Source organism: Rahnella victoriana, from assembly GCF_004330295.1.
GTDB classification, from domain to species: Bacteria; Pseudomonadota; Gammaproteobacteria; order Enterobacterales; family Enterobacteriaceae; genus Rahnella; species Rahnella victoriana.
In genome coordinates, this window is the sequence record NZ_SJOJ01000022.1 from 23,145 (window position 1) to 40,161 (window position 17,017).

At 55.4% G+C, this 17,017-nt stretch carries 17 protein-coding genes; 2 read left to right on the forward strand and 15 right to left on the reverse strand.

Translation table 11 applies throughout. The features are described 5' to 3' along the window. Window positions 1-36: 36 nt before the first annotated feature. Window positions 37-969, reverse strand: coding sequence for a 50S ribosomal protein L3 N(5)-glutamine methyltransferase (gene prmB / locus EYY67_RS17785; protein ID WP_095922888.1), 933 nt, complete (start codon window positions 967-969; stop codon window positions 37-39). A gap of 203 nt (window positions 970-1,172) precedes the next feature. On the opposite strand from prmB, the gene smrB reads away from it, so the two are divergent. Continuing rightward, complete coding sequence (gene smrB / locus EYY67_RS17790; protein WP_095925184.1) at window positions 1,173-1,712, forward strand: endonuclease SmrB; 540 nt, start codon at window positions 1,173-1,175, stop codon at window positions 1,710-1,712. 211 nt (window positions 1,713-1,923) lie between these two features. Here the strand turns inward: smrB and sixA are convergent, their stop codons facing one another. From sixA to EYY67_RS17810, 4 genes are all read right to left on the reverse strand, one after another. Beyond that, window positions 1,924-2,412: a phosphohistidine phosphatase SixA gene (sixA, locus tag EYY67_RS17795; RefSeq protein ID WP_095922889.1), complete on the reverse strand. Its 489-nt coding sequence runs from the start codon at window positions 2,410-2,412 to the stop codon at window positions 1,924-1,926. A gap of 414 nt (window positions 2,413-2,826) precedes the next feature. After that, window positions 2,827-5,028 (reverse strand): fatty acid oxidation complex subunit alpha FadJ, encoded by a 2,202-nt coding sequence (gene fadJ / locus EYY67_RS17800; protein WP_131694028.1) that lies wholly within the window; start codon window positions 5,026-5,028, stop codon window positions 2,827-2,829. Next, on the reverse strand, window positions 5,025-6,338 hold the full coding sequence (gene fadI, locus EYY67_RS17805) for an acetyl-CoA C-acyltransferase FadI (protein WP_131694029.1): 1,314 nt from the start codon (window positions 6,336-6,338) through the stop codon (window positions 5,025-5,027). Before fadI ends, fadJ begins: the two co-directional genes overlap by 4 nt. Window positions 6,339-6,665: 327 nt before the next feature. Then, complete coding sequence (locus tag EYY67_RS17810; RefSeq protein WP_095925185.1) at window positions 6,666-6,998, reverse strand: YfcZ/YiiS family protein; 333 nt, start codon at window positions 6,996-6,998, stop codon at window positions 6,666-6,668. 418 nt (window positions 6,999-7,416) lie between these two features. Between EYY67_RS17810 and fadL the strand changes: the two genes are divergently transcribed. Further along, entirely contained in the window at window positions 7,417-8,694 is a 1,278-nt protein-coding gene (gene fadL / locus EYY67_RS17815; protein ID WP_131694030.1) for a long-chain fatty acid transporter FadL, read from the forward strand. A 66-nt stretch (window positions 8,695-8,760) separates the two neighbouring features. On the opposite strand, the gene mlaA is transcribed toward fadL, so the two are convergent. The 10 genes from mlaA to ccmA all read right to left on the reverse strand — a co-directional run bounded on the left by mlaA (window position 8,761) and on the right by ccmA (window position 16,900). Beyond that, the gene (gene mlaA / locus EYY67_RS17820) at window positions 8,761-9,528 is read right to left on the reverse strand and encodes a phospholipid-binding lipoprotein MlaA (RefSeq protein WP_095922893.1); all 768 of its coding nucleotides are present in this window, start codon (window positions 9,526-9,528) and stop codon (window positions 8,761-8,763) included. 34 nt (window positions 9,529-9,562) lie between these two features. Continuing rightward, the gene (gene ccmI, locus EYY67_RS17825) at window positions 9,563-10,777 is read right to left on the reverse strand and encodes a c-type cytochrome biogenesis protein CcmI (RefSeq protein ID WP_131694031.1); all 1,215 of its coding nucleotides are present in this window, start codon (window positions 10,775-10,777) and stop codon (window positions 9,563-9,565) included. Continuing rightward, window positions 10,774-11,259: a cytochrome c-type biogenesis protein gene (locus EYY67_RS17830; protein WP_119822598.1), complete on the reverse strand. Its 486-nt coding sequence runs from the start codon at window positions 11,257-11,259 to the stop codon at window positions 10,774-10,776. Before EYY67_RS17830 ends, ccmI begins: the two co-directional genes overlap by 4 nt. Further along, entirely contained in the window at window positions 11,256-11,807 is a 552-nt protein-coding gene (locus EYY67_RS17835; protein WP_119822599.1) for a DsbE family thiol:disulfide interchange protein, read from the reverse strand. The genes EYY67_RS17830 and EYY67_RS17835 overlap by 4 nt, the downstream gene beginning before the upstream one ends. Continuing rightward, a complete protein-coding gene (locus EYY67_RS17840; RefSeq protein WP_095922897.1) occupies window positions 11,804-13,777 on the reverse strand; it encodes a heme lyase CcmF/NrfE family subunit in 1,974 nt (657 codons plus the stop codon). The genes EYY67_RS17835 and EYY67_RS17840 overlap by 4 nt, the downstream gene beginning before the upstream one ends. Continuing rightward, entirely contained in the window at window positions 13,774-14,268 is a 495-nt protein-coding gene (ccmE, locus tag EYY67_RS17845; RefSeq protein WP_095922898.1) for a cytochrome c maturation protein CcmE, read from the reverse strand. Before ccmE ends, EYY67_RS17840 begins: the two co-directional genes overlap by 4 nt. Then, the gene (gene ccmD / locus EYY67_RS17850) at window positions 14,265-14,525 is read right to left on the reverse strand and encodes a heme exporter protein CcmD (RefSeq protein WP_095922899.1); all 261 of its coding nucleotides are present in this window, start codon (window positions 14,523-14,525) and stop codon (window positions 14,265-14,267) included. Before ccmD ends, ccmE begins: the two co-directional genes overlap by 4 nt. Next, window positions 14,522-15,259: a heme ABC transporter permease gene (locus EYY67_RS17855; protein WP_131694032.1), complete on the reverse strand. Its 738-nt coding sequence runs from the start codon at window positions 15,257-15,259 to the stop codon at window positions 14,522-14,524. Before EYY67_RS17855 ends, ccmD begins: the two co-directional genes overlap by 4 nt. A gap of 333 nt (window positions 15,260-15,592) precedes the next feature. Beyond that, the gene (gene ccmB / locus EYY67_RS17860) at window positions 15,593-16,252 is read right to left on the reverse strand and encodes a heme exporter protein CcmB (protein WP_131694033.1); all 660 of its coding nucleotides are present in this window, start codon (window positions 16,250-16,252) and stop codon (window positions 15,593-15,595) included. Window positions 16,253-16,273: 21 nt separating this feature from the next. After that, a complete protein-coding gene (ccmA, locus tag EYY67_RS17865) occupies window positions 16,274-16,900 on the reverse strand; it encodes a cytochrome c biogenesis heme-transporting ATPase CcmA (RefSeq protein ID WP_119822603.1) in 627 nt (208 codons plus the stop codon). Between the last annotated feature and the right edge of the window lie 117 nt (window positions 16,901-17,017).

A 17,017-nucleotide genomic window follows, 5' to 3' on the forward strand; every position in this document is an offset into this window, starting at 1 on the left:
CGGCGCTATGCCGGCCATCATTGTCAGAGGCGACTTTTAGTCTTTGTATGCGTGGAATGTTTCCGCGCAATCGAGGAGTTGCTGTTTGGTCAGCATAAAGACACCGTCGCCGCCGTTTTCAAATTCCAGCCAGGTGAACGGGATCTCAGGATATTGATCCATCAGATGCACCATGCTGTTGCCCACTTCACAAATCAGCACGCCGTTGTCGGTCAGGTAATCCGGCGCACAGGCCAGAATGCGGCGGGTCAGTTTCAGACCGTCAGTGCCGGAAGCCAGACCCAGAACCGGCTCGTGGCGATATTCCTGCGGCAGATCTGACATGTCTTCTTCGTCCACATACGGCGGATTGGTCACAATCAGGTCGTATTGCAGCGGAGGCAGTTCGCGGAACAGGTCAGAGCGGATTGGCGTAACCCAGTTCTCGATGCCATGCGTGTCGATGTTGCGTTCTGCGACGGCCAGCGCATCGGCAGAAATGTCGACAGCGTCAACTTCGGTTTCCGGGAATGCATAAGCGCAGGCAATAGCGATACAGCCGCTGCCGGTACACATGTCCAGAATGTGCTGCGGTTGCTCACTCAGGATGCCGGAGAAACGGTTGGTGATCAGTTCACCAATCGGCGAGCGCGGCACCAGAACGCGTTCATCGACATAAAATTCCATGTCGCAGAACCAGGCTTTATTGGTCAGATAGGCCACCGGGATGCGCTCGTTAACGCGGCGGATCACACGTTCAACGATACGGTGACGCTCGCTGGAGGTCAGGCGCGCGGTGTGCATATCTTCAGGAATGTCCAGCGGCAAAAACACGCTTGGCAAGACCAGTTGCACTGCTTCGTCCCACGGGTTATCGGTGCCGTGACCGTAATAGACATTGGCCGCGTTCAGGCGGCTGACGGTCCAGCGCAGCATATCCTGAATGGTATGCAGTTCACTGACAGCTTCGTCGACGAAAATTTTGTCCAATTTTATTCTCCAGGCAGTGCACGGGTTTTTAACAGACGTTTAACCCATTATTTGCCGCATAGTTTGCCACGAAGCCCGCCACAAATCAGCAGCTAGTCAACGCACTTGCGCGATGTCTCGAAGAATTTAACCCTGAGTTTTCTTTAAACCGCAGGGCGACGGAAGGTACACTGTGTGAATTGAGCGAAAATGACGATGAAAAGATGAAGAAAAAACACCTGCTCAGCCCGGAAGAAGCCGCGTTATTCCGCGAGGCCGTACCGGGCGTCAAGCGCCTGAAAAACGATACGATTACTCACCGTCCGCCACGGAAAAAGGTGGCCGAACTGTCACCTAAAAAGCTGATTCAGGAGCAGGTGGACGCAAGTTATTATTTTTCTGATGAATTCCAGCCGATGTTGCAGGAAGAAGGCCCGGTTCGTCACATCCGGCCAGACATCAGTCATTTTGAACTGAAAAAATTGCGGCGCGGTGATTACTCACCCGAGCTGTTTCTCGATTTGCACGGTTTAACGCAGAAAGAAGCCAAACAGGAACTGGGCGCGCTGATCGCCGCCTGCCGTCGCGAACATGTCCACTGCGCCTGCGTCATGCACGGTCACGGCAAGCATATTCTCAAACAGCAAACGCCTTTGTGGCTGGCACAGCACCCTGACGTCGAAGCCTTCCATCAGGCCCCGAAAGAACTCGGTGGCACCGCCGCCCTGCTGGTGCTGGTGGAGCTGGACGACAAAATCAGCTGACCCCACCCCAACCATCAGAAACGAGAAAGGCACAGCCGAAGCTGTGCCTTTCTTTTGTCTGTCGCTGAACTGTCTGTCTCAGAACAGATCCCCTAAATAATTCGGATTGCAGGAAGGCGGCAAGTGAACGCATCCCCGGGAGCATAGATAACTATGTGACCGGGGTAAGTGAGCGCAGCCAACGCATCTGCAATGCGAAGTATGACGGGGATTATACTTTGGCCATGACCTGGCATGGGCTGAACTGCCAGTCAAACGTCCCCTGACCGGTTTCCCCGTTCAGCTCGATGCTGGCCATGGCTGATGTGGCAAACATCGGCGGGCAGACGCCCGGACACAGTTCTGCCACCAGATAACCGACCAGCGGCAGGTGAGAGACCACCAGCACGGCACTGACGCCGGTCAGCGCCAGATGTTGCAGTTCACTGGCGACCAGAGCAGGATCACCGCCCGGCGTCAGCTCTTTCAGAATATCAATTTCAACGTTTTCAGGCAGAGCCAGACACTGGCGCACTTTTTCAAGTGTCTGCTGCGCACGCAGGTACGGACTGACCAGAACACGGTCAATGTTGACGCCACGGCCATTCAGCCAGGCAGCCATATGTACTGATTCGTCACATCCGCATTCGCTTAACGGGCGAACTGAATCGCTTGCAGCTTCGAGAACTGCATCACCGTGACGCATAATTACAACTTGCATATTGCACCGCTTTTGTTAACAAAAATAGCGCTATACAGAAACGCCTTGCGTGCTGTATCACCCGTTGCCCAGCATGTCAGTCACCGCAGAGGTGACCGTTCTCATTACAAGATAGCTGTAAGGCAGTACATCCACTTAACGCGCTGTGCCCACATGCTTTGCATGGTAAGCATCAGCGGTCGGGCATTTTGCCTGAAAGTTCACGTAAAGAAAACGCTGTTTTTTACACCAACCCTTACCGGTTGTAAACCATTGTGCTGATTATTTAACCACTCGGGTTGTAGATCAATCGTTTGGCTTTGTTTCTGTACAAAGTCAGCCTCACCATAAAAAAGATCCCGCCGGCATATGTCTGGCTGCAAGCAGGATCTGTTCCAGATTCGCGCGAAATTCAGCAATAAGCAGTGACCGCAATCACACTTCACTGACCTTTTCGCGTGCCTCGCGCGCTGAACAGAATCCTTCCCCCTGCTCTGCGCGACGTAATAATCCTTCGCAGGGCGCAAAACGTTCGCCATATTGCTGCGCCAGTTGCTCAAGGGTTTTCACCACCTTGGCCACACCCAGCGATTCGATGTAACGGAACGGGCCACCGCGGAATGGCGGGAAACCAATCCCGAACACAGCCCCGAGATCGCCATCGCGGGCACTGCGGATCACGTTCTCATCGAGGCATCGTACCGCTTCGTTGAGCATCAGCATCACGCAACGGCGGGCGATCTCTTCTTCCGGTTGCTGCGCTTTTGGCGTGACATTCAGCAGGCGATAGACCGACGGATCGACCTGTTTTTTCTTCGCCGCCCGTCCTTTCTGGCTGTAAAGGTAGAAACCTTTGCCGTTTTTACGCCCTTTGCGGTCGTCTTTAAGCACCGCATCAAAGCCGGACGGTGCGGCAAACCGCTCACCGAACGCCTCTTCCAGAATCGGTACGATTTTGGTGCCGACATCAATCCCGACTTCGTCCAGTAACTGAACCGGTCCGACCGGGAAGCCGAAATTCACCAGCGCGCTGTCGATGTGATCGACAGGTTCTCCCGCCAGCAGGCAACGGGCCGCCTCATTGATATAAGGGGCAAGAATACGGTTTACATAGAATCCGGCGCTGTCGCCCACCACAATCGCTGTTTTCCCCTGTTTCTTCGCCAGCGCCACGGTGGTGGAAATCGTCTGTGCGCTGGTGCCTGCGTGGGGGATCACCTCCACAAGCGGCATTTTATCCACCGGGCTGAAATAGTGCAGACCAATGACCTGTTCAGGTCTGGCGGCCTGCTCTGCGATGCGATGGATCGGCAGGGAAGAGGTGTTTGAGGCGAAAATCGTGTGCGGTGCGGCATTTTGTTCGATTTCTGCCACCATTGATTGCTTGAGTGACAAGTCCTCAAATACGGCTTCCACCACGATATCGATGCGCGCAAACCCGCTGTAATCAGTGGTGCCGGAAATCAGCATCATCTGACGCTGCTGCTCGTTGCGGGTCAGCCTGCGGCGATGCACTTTTTTCTCCAGCAGATCCCAGCTGTATTTCAGCGCATGGCGGATGCCTTCGTGGTTAATGTCTTTGATGCGCACCGGCAGACCGGCTTTGGTGGCGGTCACGTTGGCGATACCGCCGCCCATCAGGCCGCCGCCGAGAATGCCCACACGGCGCACCGGCAGGGGTTCGGCGTCTCCGCCCTTTTCTTTCTTCAGCGCAGTAGAAGCAAAAAACAGGCCGCGCAACGCGGCGGATTCCGGCGTCATCACCAGTTCGCCAAACGCGTTGGCTTCGGCCTGATAGCCGTTACCGCTGCCCTGATCCAGCCCGGTTCTTACCACATCAATGATTTTTTCGGTCGCCGGATAATTGCCATGCGTTTTGGCACGGGTTTGTTTGCGCACAAAATGGAACAGCACGCTTTTGCCCAGCGGCCCCCCTGCCAGCCGCGCCTGCCACGGTAATGGCGGACGCGATTTACGTCCCTTCGCGACACGCTCCAGCGCCGTTTGCAGCAAAATAGAGTAAGGAACGGCATCATCCACCAGCCCCATCCGCAGCGCCTGTTTGGCGCGAACGCTGCGACCGGTCAGCATCAGCTCCAGCGCTTTTGGCGCGCCGATCAGACGCGGAAGGCGCTGTGTGCCGCCGGAACCCGGCAGTAAGCCCAGTTGCACTTCCGGCAGACCAAGTTGGGTTTTGTCATCCAGCGAGCACACTCGGGAATGACAGGCCAGCGCCAGCTCCAGTCCGCCGCCCAGACAGGCACCGTGAATGGCCGCCACCACCGGCACAGAAAATGAGGCAATGTGCGACATCACCGTCTGACCTTTCTGCGCCAGTTCACTGGCTTCGGCGGCCGTCCTGCAACCGGAAATCATGGTGATATCGGCACCGGCAATAAACGAGTCCGGCTTGCCGGAAATCAGCACCAGACCTTTCAGATTCGGATACTGCTGCGCTTTTTGCAAAATGGCGCAAATTTGCTGAGCAAATTCAGCCTTTAAGGTGTTCACCTTTTCGCCCGGAACATCAATAGTGATGATGCCGATATGTTCTGCGGTAAACATCAGTGAGAAAGCGGAAACCGGTTCAGTCGCTTCGGTTTCTGCGGGTTGTCGGTTTTCCATCGTGTCCCTCATTGCGCGGCCTCCACAATCATCGCCCCGCCCAGGCCACCCGCTGCGCACGCTGTGGTCAGCCCGTATTTTCCGCCACGGCGGCGTAATTCATGCAGCGTTTGCGTAATCATTCGTGCGCCGGTTGCGGCAAATGGATGCCCGTACGCCAGCGAACCGCCCAGAACGTTAAATATATCCCAGTCTATTTCGCCAACCGCCTGACTGCGCCCGAGTTTTTCACGGGCAAATTCATCACTGGCTAACATTTTGATATTCGCCAGCGTCTGCGCCGCGAACGCCTCGTGCATATCGATCAGATCCAGATCGCCCAGCGTCAGTCCGGCGCGATCCAGCGCCAGCGGCGTGGCATAAGCCGGGCCGAGCAGCATATCTTCCCAGACGTCGATGGCGGCGAAGGCAAAACTTGTCAGATAACCCAGCGGTTTCAGACCCAGTTCCCGCGCACGCGATTCACTCATCATCAGCACCGCCGCCGCGCCATCGGTCAGCGGCGTGCTGGTGGCGGCAGTGACCGTGCCGTGTTTGCGGTCAAACGCCGGACGCAATTTCGCGTACTGGCCGATTTCAGAGTTGAGACGAATATTGTTGTCTTTTTGCAGCACCTCGCGGTACGGCGGCACCTGCGCGGCCATCACCTGAGAGGTCAGATACCCCTGCTCCCACGCCTGCGCGGCCAGTGTATGCGAGCGGTGCGCCAGCTCATCCTGTTCCGCACGGCTGATGTGATGACTTTTCGCCATTTGCTCGGCCGTATCGCCCATCCGCAAACCGGTGGAATATTCCGCGACCGCCGGTGGCACCGGCAGTAAATCGCGCAGTTTCAGTTTGCTGAAAATGGAAAGGCGCTGCGACAGCGTGCGCGCTTTATTCACGTCCACCAGTGCGCGGACGAGACGTTTACTGACGCCAATCGGCAACACCGAGGAGGAATCCGCTCCGCCCGCGATCCCGACACTGACTGTGCCGCTGAGAATGCTTTCCGCCACGTTCGCTACCGCCTGAAAGCTGGTGGCACAGGCGCGCGACACACTGTAGGCATCGGTCGAAACATTCATGCCGGTGCCCAGCACAATCTCACGCGCAATATTCGGCGCCTCCGGCATCTGCACCACCTGGCCGAAAACCAGCTGGTCGATGTCTTTCGGGTCTATCCCACTTTTTGCCAGCAGCTCACTGACCACGATTTTGCCGAGATCGACAGCAGGAATGCCGTGATAGGCGGTGGCCTGTTTCGCAAACGGCGTACGCAAGCCATCGACAATCGCAATGCGATCGCCCTCACGCGTTACCAGTGGAATGACTTTGTTCATACACGCTCCTGAGAAAAAATAGGGTCTTAAGAGGTCAGACCTGATAACTCAGTTTTAACCATGTATTTACATTTGGCAAAGCGAAAGGCAGTGAAGTGCGAGCAACAGCAAATTTTTCTGAAATAAGAAGGAGAAGAAATGCGACAGGCAGGAATAGCGGACAAAAAAATACCGCTTATATAAGCGGTATTACAATTTAAAACTTCCCCTAAATAATTTGAGTCTCAGAAAGGCGGCAATCGAAGTAATCCCGATGAGCTGACATAAGTCAGTGATTCGGGTTACTGAGTGCAGCCAACGCATCTGCGGCTCAAAGTATGACGGGGATTAGCGCAAGGCTAACTGGAAGATCATGGTCTCAGCCTGACAGCTAAAGGTGAAATCGATATTCAGCTCAACGCCGCCTTCGACTTTTTCCAGACGGCTGGTGATTTCGCATGGCTCGGATTCTACATCGCGCGCACGTTCGGTCAGGGTTTGCAGCATTTCTTTCGCCTGTGCTTCATTTTCGAAAACGCGGCTGTAAGAGGCGGTGCAATCGGTGTTGTCCATGATGGTACCCACATCAACACAACAGCAGGCGGCGGTTTCTTCCGCGCCACATTTGTTGATGGAATGCAGAGGTTGGGTGGATTTGGAGGACATAGTTACGTCAGACATCATTTTCTCCCCGGCATCAACGGCAACATCCACCGTCTGGCCTGTTTGCGAATAAAGAATTTATTTTCAGCCTGTATTTTACGCCACCGCCCTGACAACACACGACAACTTACTTTTTATGTGGCTTTGGGGTGATCCAGATCACGTAAATACAAGCAATCGGTTAAAACTAAGTCTGCCTTCTCACTTTAACGTTTCTTAATTGAACTTTTATTGTTGGTTTTTTGTTAAGTGGATCCAATTTCTTGCATCAAGTAAGAAATATCAATGAAACATTATTGCAACTACACCACAGGTCAGACCTATACTTCGCTCACTGGTCTGATTTGTCAGACTGATAACGGACCCTACAATCCCGCGCTCATTGTTACGTCATGTAACATTGTTTGATAAAAAACATAAAATTGAGGTTTTGGTCATGAACCAGAAAAACCTGTTTAAAAGATCAGCTCTGGCAGCTGCAGTGGCAATTGTTTCCTCCAATGTATATGCAGCAGGTTTTCAGTTAAATGAATATACCGCTGCGGGCTTAGGTCGCTCCTTCTCTGGTGAAGGCGCTATCGCTGACACCGCAGCGTCCGGTAGCCGTAACCCGGCAACCATGACCATGTTCGATCGCCCTTCCTTCTCGGCAGGCGCGATTTATGTCGACCCGGACGTCAGCGTGACGGGGAAATCCCCGGTCACCGGTGCCAGCACCAGTGATGATAATATTGCGCCAAATCAGTGGGTGCCGAATATCCACTTTATTATGCCTCTGGACGATCAATGGGCGGTTGGCGCATCAGCCACCTCCAACTACGGTCTGGCGACAGAATTTAGCGATAATTATCCGGCAGGCCCGATCGGCGGTGAAACAGACCTCACCACCATCAACACTAACTTAAGTGTGGCTTACCGTTTGAACCAGAATTTCAGCTTCGGTGTCGGCTTTGATGCCGTCTACGCGAAAGCGAAAATCCGTCGTACCGCCGGTGAGCTGGTTCCGCTGCAAACGGGTGGCCTGCTGCCAGCCGACACGGAAGCCGCCAAGCTGAAAGGTAACGAATGGGGCTACGGCTGGAACGCCGGTATCTTGTATGAAGTGGATGATAATAACCGTTACGGTTTCACCTACCGTTCAGAAGTGAAAATCGACTTTGACGGCGAATACCGCAACGGCATTCCGCAGGCGTTAGGCGGCACGGGCGGTCATACCGTTCCGGGTTCTCTGACCCTCAACCTGCCAGAAATGTGGGAATTGTCCGGTTATAACAAAGTCGCACCGAAATGGGCGATTCACTACAGCCTGGCTTACACCAGCTGGAGCCAGTTCCAGGAGCTGAAAGCCACCGGTTCTGACGGTCAGACCCTGTTCCAGAAAGACGAAGGCTACCATGATGCGTACCGCATCGCGTTGGGTACCACGTATTACTACGACGAGAACTGGACTTTCCGTACCGGTATAGCCTTCGATGACAGCCCGGTTCCGGCAGATAACCGCACCATTTCTATCCCGGATCAGGATCGCTTCTGGATTTCCGCGGGTACCACTTACGCCTTCAATAAAGATGCGTCAGTGGATGTCGGTGTCTCCTATATGCACGGCCAGACAGTGAATATCAGCGAGAAAGTGGCAGACGGTGTACCGAACTATGAGTTCGAAGCGAAAGGCACCGCGATGCTGTATGGCGCGAACTTTAACTATAGCTTCTGATAAGCCAAAGTTACGCCAGAGAGAAAAAAAGCGCCGGAAGGCGCTTTTTTTATGCACAAGAAACGGTTATTCCGCATCGATATCTTTCAGGTCGCCCTGAATCAATGCCGCGTTCGGGTTTTCCTGCGGCGTCAGCTGACCGCCTCTCGCCAGGAAATCATGACGCTGGAAGTACGCTTCACGGATAAACAGATACGGATCAGAAGAGTTACGGATCAGGCCATCAGAATCGAGCAGTTCAGCACGGGTTTCGACGCCTTCCAGTACCCATTTACCGGCCGACATCCAGAAGGTCAGGTAGCTGAGCATCGGGTACAGATCATCGACCAGATCGCCCCCTTCATCACGAATGGTCGCGCTGCCATAACCCGGCAGAACCACATACGGACCGTAGCCGACACCGTAATGTCCCAGCGTGCTGCCGAAGCCTTGTGCTTCCTCGCGCGCCAGTTTCGGATTCGCCATGCCCGCCACGTCAATCAGACCGCCCATCCCCAGAAGCGTGTTCAGGAAGAAACGGTTGAAGTGGATCGCCGCACGGTACGGATCGCCTTTCAGCAAGGAGTTGACCATGCTGGCCGGTTCATCAAGGTTGCTGAGGAAATTGCTGGTACCGTTACGCGCCGGTTGCGGCACGTAATCACGCCATGCGACGGCAACAGGCCGCACGAGGTACGGATCCATATAGTTGTAGTTAAAGTCGAACATCACCCGGTTGAAACCTTCGAGCGGATCAGAACGTCCTTGCTGTTCGCTGTCCGAAGATCCGGACGTGCCGGCACAACCGACCAGCAAAACTGTCGCAAACGCCAGCCCAGTCAGGCGTAAGTTCATGGATATCTCCCTGTTTTTGATCGTCGGTTCCTTATTATGGAACCTGCTGATTAATGTCGATGCTGACCTGACCGTTACCGGTAAAATCGATCAGCGGACTGTCGCCGTACCAGTCACCTGAGGCCGGGGTTGCCAGACCATTTTGTGAAATACGAACGCGTACTTTTAATTGATGCAGCGAAGAAAGCAAGCGTTCCGGCATCATTGCGTTGCTGTCATCGACAGTGATCGCCAGCGGGAAGCGGCTGAGCGGCAGCTTTTTAACCGCTACCGGCACCGGACTGCTGCCATCTGTCACGGAAATAAAGACCGTGCCATTCTGCGGAAGTTTCGTCTGTGCGTCAGCAGAAAGCGTCACATTGACCGCCAGTTTAGCCTGATCCAGACCGGCTTTCTGTTTTGCCTGCGCAATGCTGGCGTTAACCATTTCCAGACGCTTATCCCCGGCAGGCAGGATTTTCTGCATAACTTCCCACGCGCCAATGGCTTGCGGGTAATGACCCTGTTCATATTCATTATAGGCCAGCAGGCTTAGCACACGCAGATCGCCCTGAGATTTTTCCAGCATACTGCGTAACAGATTGCCGCCGGTAAGGTTATCCTGCGGATCCGACGAGCGGGTCAGCACTTCGGCATAACCGAGTTTGACGGACATATCGTTTGGCGCGAGCTGATACGCATGGGCATACGCCTGCGTGGCGGTGGCGGCATTGTTGAGCGCCATCCCGACCCGGCCAAGCATCACCCAGTCCTGAATATTATCCGGATTGGCCTGCAAATCGGTACGCAATCCGAGCCCCAGATCCTGCACATCCGTGGCGGTCAGCGGCGCGCCGTGATCGTCAGCAATGCGGTGGCGCAGATCAGGCATGTGTTGCATCACCTGATTCCACGCACTCACCTGCCCCAGACCACCGGCGTAGAGATACAGCCCCAGCGTGATGATCACCAGCAGAATACCGCCCGGCACCAGCGTCCAGCGGCCTATCGGCTGAACCGCAACCGGTGCCTGTCCGGCAGGAATGTCCGTCAGCAGGTTTTCCTGTAACTCCTGAATATGCGCCGGACGCTCATCCACCACGCCCTGCGCTTCGTCTTCTTCCAGCTCACTCAGACGGTGATGGTAAAACGCTTTGTTCAGCGCATCGCGGGAGGTATGTTCCGCCCGGTCGCCACGCACCACCGGCACAATAAACAGTGCCAGCGCGATAACCAGCATCACAATAATGCACAGCCAAAAAATGCTCATGATCCTTTCCCGTCGCTGTCTTTAAGTAACTGCGCCAGGCGCTGTCTCTCTTGTTCTGACATGTCTTCTGTTGTGTTTATCGTGCGCACCCTACCACGGCGGGAACGCATGAAAATCATTCCCGCGCCAATCACAATCACCAGCACCGGACCGAGCCACAAAATGATCGTCGAGGGCGTGACCGGCGGTTCGTAAGTGACGAAATTACCGTAACGCGCCACCATATAGGCCACGATTTGCTGGCGATCCTGCCCTTCATTGAGCAGCTGAAACACCTTGGTGCGCATATCGGCGGCGATGATCGAATCCGACGCCGCGATATTGGTGTTCTGGCATTTCGGACAGCGCAGCTGCGCGGTGATGTCGCGGTAAGCCTGTTCCTGCTCCGGCGATGTGAACTGATACGTATCAATCGACGCAAAAGCACTGACACTCAGCAGCATGCCCAGCAGCAACGCGGGCAGTGATGAAATCAGTCTCATACGCTGCCTCCGTATTTTTTGTACAGCGGCAAGACTTCGCTCTGCCAGACCTTTTCATTCAGGTCACCGGCATGGCGATAGCGGATGATGCCCTGTCCGTCGATCAGGAACGTTTCCGGCGCACCGTAAACCCCCAGATCTAACCCCAGCATGCCGTCGCCGTCGTACAGACTCAGCATGTAAGGATTACCCAGCGTATTCAGCCAGTTGACCGCTTTCTGCCGGTCGTCTTTATAATTCAGCCCGACCACGCGTACACCTTTGGCGGCGAGGGTATTCAGATAATCATGTTCGGCGCGGCAGGTCGGGCACCACGTCGCCCAGACATTGAGCAGCATCGGTTTGCCGTCGCGCAGTACCGACTGATCGTAGGTTTTCCCCGCCTGCGCCAGCGATTCCAGTTTGAACACCGGCACCGGTTTGCCGATCAGGGCAGATTCCAGCAAGGTCGGATCATCGCCGTTGGCATTGCGGGTCAGTTGCACCAGAAAGGCTGCGGCCAGCGCCAGAAACAAGATCAGCGGAATAAAGAGGAGTTTACGGTTCATGCTTCTTCAGCCTCCGTCAGACCTTGCTTCTTAAGCTTTTTGCTCATGCGATAGCGCGGATCGAGAATACACAGCACGCCGCCCGCCGCCATAAACAGGCCGCCGAGCCAGATCCAGCGGACAAAAGGTTTGTAGTACAACCGCACAGCCCAGGATCCGTCGTCCATCTCTTCACCCAGCGCGGCGTACAGGTCACGCGCCAGATTGCCGTCGATGGCCGCTTCGGTCATCATGCTGCGCGCCACGCTGTAGAAGCGTTTTTCAGCGTGCAGCGTGGTGACTTTTTTGCCGTTCTGAGTGACGTCAATATTCGCCTCACCGCCGGTATAGTTCGGGCCGGTAATGTCACGAACATCGCGGAAAATAAAGTGATAGTCATGAATATCCACGGTATCGCCGGACTTCATGCGCACATCGCGCTCCACGCTGTAATTCTGGCTGAAGGCGATGCCGATCACCGTGACCGCCACGCCGAGATGGCCAAGCACCATGCCCCAGTGACTGCGGGAAAGTTTGGTCAGACCGCGCCAGAATGAATGACGGTGCGTGGCGCGTTCGTGCAGTTCCATCAGCGTAAGGACGATCACCCACACCGACATCAGCATACCGACCACGGTCATGCCGACAATTTTATCCTGCAACAACCACGGCAGAAGAATCGACAAGACCAGCGTGACGACCAGCGCCAGGCCCAGACGACGCCACAGTTTGCTCGGTTCATCACGACGCCAGCGCACCAGCGGCCCGATCCCCAGCAGCAGCGCCAGCGGTGCCATCAGCCAGGTAAACATCGTATTAAAGAAGGGTTCGCCGATAGAAATACTGCCCAGCCCGAGCTGTTTGTGGATCAGCGGCAGCAACGTACCGAGCAGCACCACCAGCATCGCCGCGACCAGCAACACGTTGTTGCCCAGCAGATAGCTTTCGCGAGAGTGTAATTCGTGACGGCTCGGCGCGCGCACCGAGTTACCTTTGAAGGCATACAGCAGCAGCGAGCCGCCGATCACAATCACCAGATAAGCGAGGATAAACATGCCGCGCGCCGGATCCGAAGCAAACGAGTGAACGGAGACCAGCACGCCGGAGCGCACCAGGAAAGTGCCGAGCAGACACAGCGAGAACGCGGTGATCGCCAGCAGTACCGTCCAGGCTTTAAACGTCCCGCGCTTTTCGGTCACCGCCAGCGAGTGGATCAGCGCCGTACCGGCCAGCCACGGCATAAAGGAGGCGTTCTCAACCGGATCCCAGAACCACCAGCCGCCCCAGCCTAATTCGTAATACGCCCAGGCGGACCCGAGCACAATGCCGATAGTCAGAAACACCCACGCGGCTTGTGTCCACGGACGCGACCAGCGCGCCCATGCGGTATCCAGACGACCGGCCATCAGCGAAGCAATCGCGAACGCAAAGGCCACGGAGAAACCGACGTATCCCATGTACAGCAAAGGCGGATGGAAAATCAGGCCGATATCCTGCAACACCGGATTCAGGTCGCTGCCGTCTACCGGGAAATTCGGCAAAGAGCGGATAAACGGATTCGACGTCAGCAAAATAAACAGCAGGAAACCGCCGGTGATCATGCCCATCACCGCCAGCACGCGCGACACCGCATCCTGCGGCATACGGCGGCTGAACAGCGCCACGGCGAGCGTCCAGCAACTCAGCAATAACACCCACAGCAGCAGCGAACCTTCGTGTGCGCCCCAGGTGGCCGCCACGCGGTAATATACCGGCAGACGGGTGTTGGAGTTATTGGCGACATACGCGACGGTAAAATCATTCACCACAAACGCATGCACCAGAATAATGAAGGCCAGCACGATGCAGGCGAACATGCCGTACGCCAGCGGACGCGCCATCGCCATCATCCGGCTGTCCTGACGGGCAGCGCCCCACTGCGGATAAATACTCAGTAACACCGCCAGACCTAACGCCAGACAGAGTGCAAATGTTCCCAGTTCCGGCATCATGAGCGGTCATTTCCTTTATCGTTGCCCACATAGGCCGAAGCCGGCCCTTTGTGGTTTTCTTTCATGGCGTCGGCAACTTCCGGCGGCACATATTTTTCATCGTGTTTCGCCAGAACCTGAATGGCATTCACCACGTTCCCCGGTTCCATCACGCCCTGCGCCACCACGCCCTGCCCTTCGCGAAACAGATCCGGCAGGATGCCGTTGTATGTCACCGCGATCGCACCGCGCGCATCATAAATTTTAAAACTGACCTGCAAACTTTTCGGATCACGCTTCACGGAACCGGGCATCACCATACCGCCGATACGCAGGCGCTGGCCGACGGTCGGCATTTCGTGGTCTTCACCTTTGCCCTGCAATATTTCACTGGGTGTATAAAACAAATCAATATTCGAGCGCAGCGCGTACATCACCAGTGAGATGCTCAGGCCAAGGCCGATCAGCACCACCAGCGCCAGCGACAGCCGCTTTTTACGACGTGGATTCACAATAACTTCTCCGGGGAAGTGTCCGGTTCCAGCGGTGACGTCTGCGCGTCTTGCTGTTTTTTAGACTGAGACTGACTGATACGTTTTTCACGCGCCTGACGACGATGAACCTCGCCTAGGATCTGCCGGTGCTGCACAAAGGTATGCACCACCAGCGCAATCAGGGAAATCAGGGTGGCGGCGACCGACAGCCAGACATAAAAGGCATAGCCGCCCATCGCAAAGAAATCATGCCAGCTTGAGAATGCAGGGCTCATCCGCGATGCTCCTTATTCAGCAAGCCAGCCACCCACGGACGCAGACGTTCCTGAACCAAAATCAGGTTACGCAAACGCATCAGCGTCAGGGTAATAAAGAAGAACAGATAACCGAAGATCGCCCAGCGCAGCGGATAACGCATGCTCGGGTCGATGGTCTGCTGCATGTTAGTGGAACCCTGATGCAGGGTGTTCCACCACTGTACGGAATAATGGATGATGGGAATGTTTACCACGCCGACCAGCACCAGAATACCGGCGGCACGTCCGGCCAGACGGCGGTCGTCGAAGGCGTTGTACAGTGCAATCACACCGAGATACAGGAACAGCAACACCAGTTCGGAGGTCAGACGCGCATCCCACACCCACCAGGTGCCCCACATCGGCTTGCCCCATGCGGAGCCGGTGACCAGCGCGATAAACGTGAACACCGCGCCGACCGGTGCCATCGCAGCCACCGCCAGATCCGACATTTTCATCTGCCACACCAGGCCGATAAAGGCCGCGATCGCCATCGCGCTGTAAATGCCCATCGACCAGATCGCCGCCGGGACATGGATATACATTATCCGGTAACTGTTACCTTGCTGGTAATCCGGTGGCGCATAGCCAAAACCCCATACCCAGCCGATCAGCAGGCAGGCAAAACCCAAAATGCCGAGCCAGGGAATGAACCGGCCACAGACGTGGTAAAGCCGTTCAGGCCTTGCGAGTTGATGTAACCATTTCCACATTGTTATCGTTGCTCACTATAAAATGTCACTGTGTGATATGCCGTGGAACCTCGGTGGGTTCTTGCGCGGTCAGCCTTCAATCACCCGCACTTATTGTTGGCGTCTCTATTGTTCACTATAGAGAAGTGTGATGTTAGTCAAAGGTTGCGTTTTTTCTTCTCTATTGTAACGACACGTAAAATAATTCTGTGCTACTGGCCAGCGTCCAGGTTAACCCTGACTAATTCGAGTTGCAGAAAGGCGGCAAACGACGCCATCCCGATGAGCTTACACAAGTAAGTGATTCGGGTGGCGAAGCGCAGCCAACGCATCTGCGGCTCGAAGCATGACGGGTTAGTGAACACTGACTCGCAGAGCAGCGGCCGTCGCGAATGGCGCTAGCGTCGCACTGCCCGCCAGCATCGCACCAAGAATGGCCAGATAACCGCCAATGGGCATCGACATCGAGGCGGCATCAATCGCGCCGGTGGCAAAAATAAGCACCGGAATGTACAGCGGCAGCACCAGAAGACTGAGCAGAACGCCGCCCTTGCGCAACCCGACGGTCAGCGCCACACCAATCGCGCCGATAAAACTCAGCGTCGGCGTCCCCAGTAAAATCGTCAGTGCGACGGCTTTCCAGGTGTCAAAATCCAGTGAAAGCAGCAAAGCAATCAGCGGAGAGAGGATCAGTAACGGCAAACCGGTCACCACCCAGTGAGCACATACTTTCCCCAGAACCGTGAGTGCCAGCGGCGAAGGCAGTAACAACAGTTGTTCAAGCGAGCCGTCCAGGTAGTCGTCACGGAACAACCTTTCCAGCGCCAGCAACGAGGACAGCAGCGCGGCGACCCAGACAATGCCGGGTGCAATGCGTGCCAGTAATTTAGGCTCGGGGCCGATCCCGAGCGGGAACAGCGTAATCACAATCAGGAAGAACCACAGCGGGTTAATAATTTCAGCGCTTTTGCGAAAGGCGATTTTCAGCTCGCGGCGCAGGACTTTCGTAAACATTCCTATTCTTTCCCTTTCGCGTCACACCGGCTCAGCACTGGTCAGACGAAGTTTTCGCACGTCGCGGTTCACACCCTGCAAATCCTGATGCGTGGTCAGCAGCACCATTCCGCCCTGCTGCGCATGTTGCTCAAACAGGGCAATCAGTGTGGCAACGCCCTGTTTATCAATCGCGGTCAGCGGTTCATCGAGGATCCACAGCGGCGCTTCACTCAGCCATAAACGCGCCAGCGCGACACGGCGTTGCTGTCCGGCTGACATCTGCGCCACCGTCACATCTTCGTAGCCCAGCAAACCGACATTCTCCAGCGCCTGATAAATAGCGTCGGCATCGGTTTTTCCGGTCACTGACTGACAGAAGGCAAGGTTTTCAAACGCAGTGAGCACTGACTTTACGCCGGGCTGATGGCCGAGGTACAGAAGTTGCTGATGGAAAATATCGCGCTGACGGCGGGTACTCACGCCCTGCCAGCGGACTTCACCGGCGTCCGGAGAGGACAACCCGGCAAGAATACGCAGTAAACTGGTTTTACCGGCGCCGTTACGGCCTTCAATCTGCACCATTTCACCCGGTTCGATAGTGAAACTTAAGCCGCTAAACAAGGTTCGCTCATCGCGAACACAGCTCAGGTTAAGGGCTTCAAACATGGTGATGTCTCTTATTTTTCACAAGTGCGCATCATATCACAGGCACCGGACGTGACGCAGCTTAGGGGACGACAGTTTACAGGGTTGAAATCCCTGAAATCCAGCAAACATTCCGTA

Bases quoted from the DNA above. Each gene is read 5' to 3' on its own strand.
- EYY67_RS17835 (WP_119822599.1), bottom strand. From the start codon at position 11,807: ATGAACCGTAAACTCCTCTTTATTCCGCTGATCTTGTTTCTGGCGCTG.
- fadL (WP_131694030.1), top strand. From the start codon at position 7,417: ATGAACCAGAAAAACCTGTTTAAAAGATCAGCTCTGGCAGCTGCAGTG.
- fadJ (WP_131694028.1), bottom strand. From the start codon at position 5,028: ATGAGGGACACGATGGAAAACCGACAACCCGCAGAAACCGAAGCGACT.
- EYY67_RS17810 (WP_095925185.1), bottom strand. From the start codon at position 6,998: ATGTCTGACGTAACTATGTCCTCCAAATCCACCCAACCTCTGCATTCC.
- ccmA (WP_119822603.1), bottom strand. From the start codon at position 16,900: ATGTTTGAAGCCCTTAACCTGAGCTGTGTTCGCGATGAGCGAACCTTG.
- EYY67_RS17840 (WP_095922897.1), bottom strand. From the start codon at position 13,777: ATGATGCCGGAACTGGGAACATTTGCACTCTGTCTGGCGTTAGGTCTG.
- sixA (WP_095922889.1), bottom strand. From the start codon at position 2,412: ATGCAAGTTGTAATTATGCGTCACGGTGATGCAGTTCTCGAAGCTGCA.
- ccmI (WP_131694031.1), bottom strand. From the start codon at position 10,777: ATGAGCATTTTTTGGCTGTGCATTATTGTGATGCTGGTTATCGCGCTG.
- fadI (WP_131694029.1), bottom strand. From the start codon at position 6,338: ATGAACAAAGTCATTCCACTGGTAACGCGTGAGGGCGATCGCATTGCG.
- mlaA (WP_095922893.1), bottom strand. From the start codon at position 9,528: ATGAACTTACGCCTGACTGGGCTGGCGTTTGCGACAGTTTTGCTGGTC.
- ccmD (WP_095922899.1), bottom strand. From the start codon at position 14,525: ATGAGCCCTGCATTCTCAAGCTGGCATGATTTCTTTGCGATGGGCGGC.
- EYY67_RS17855 (WP_131694032.1), bottom strand. From the start codon at position 15,259: ATGTGGAAATGGTTACATCAACTCGCAAGGCCTGAACGGCTTTACCAC.
- ccmB (WP_131694033.1), bottom strand. From the start codon at position 16,252: ATGTTTACGAAAGTCCTGCGCCGCGAGCTGAAAATCGCCTTTCGCAAA.
- EYY67_RS17830 (WP_119822598.1), bottom strand. From the start codon at position 11,259: ATGAGACTGATTTCATCACTGCCCGCGTTGCTGCTGGGCATGCTGCTG.
- smrB (WP_095925184.1), top strand. From the start codon at position 1,173: ATGAAGAAAAAACACCTGCTCAGCCCGGAAGAAGCCGCGTTATTCCGC.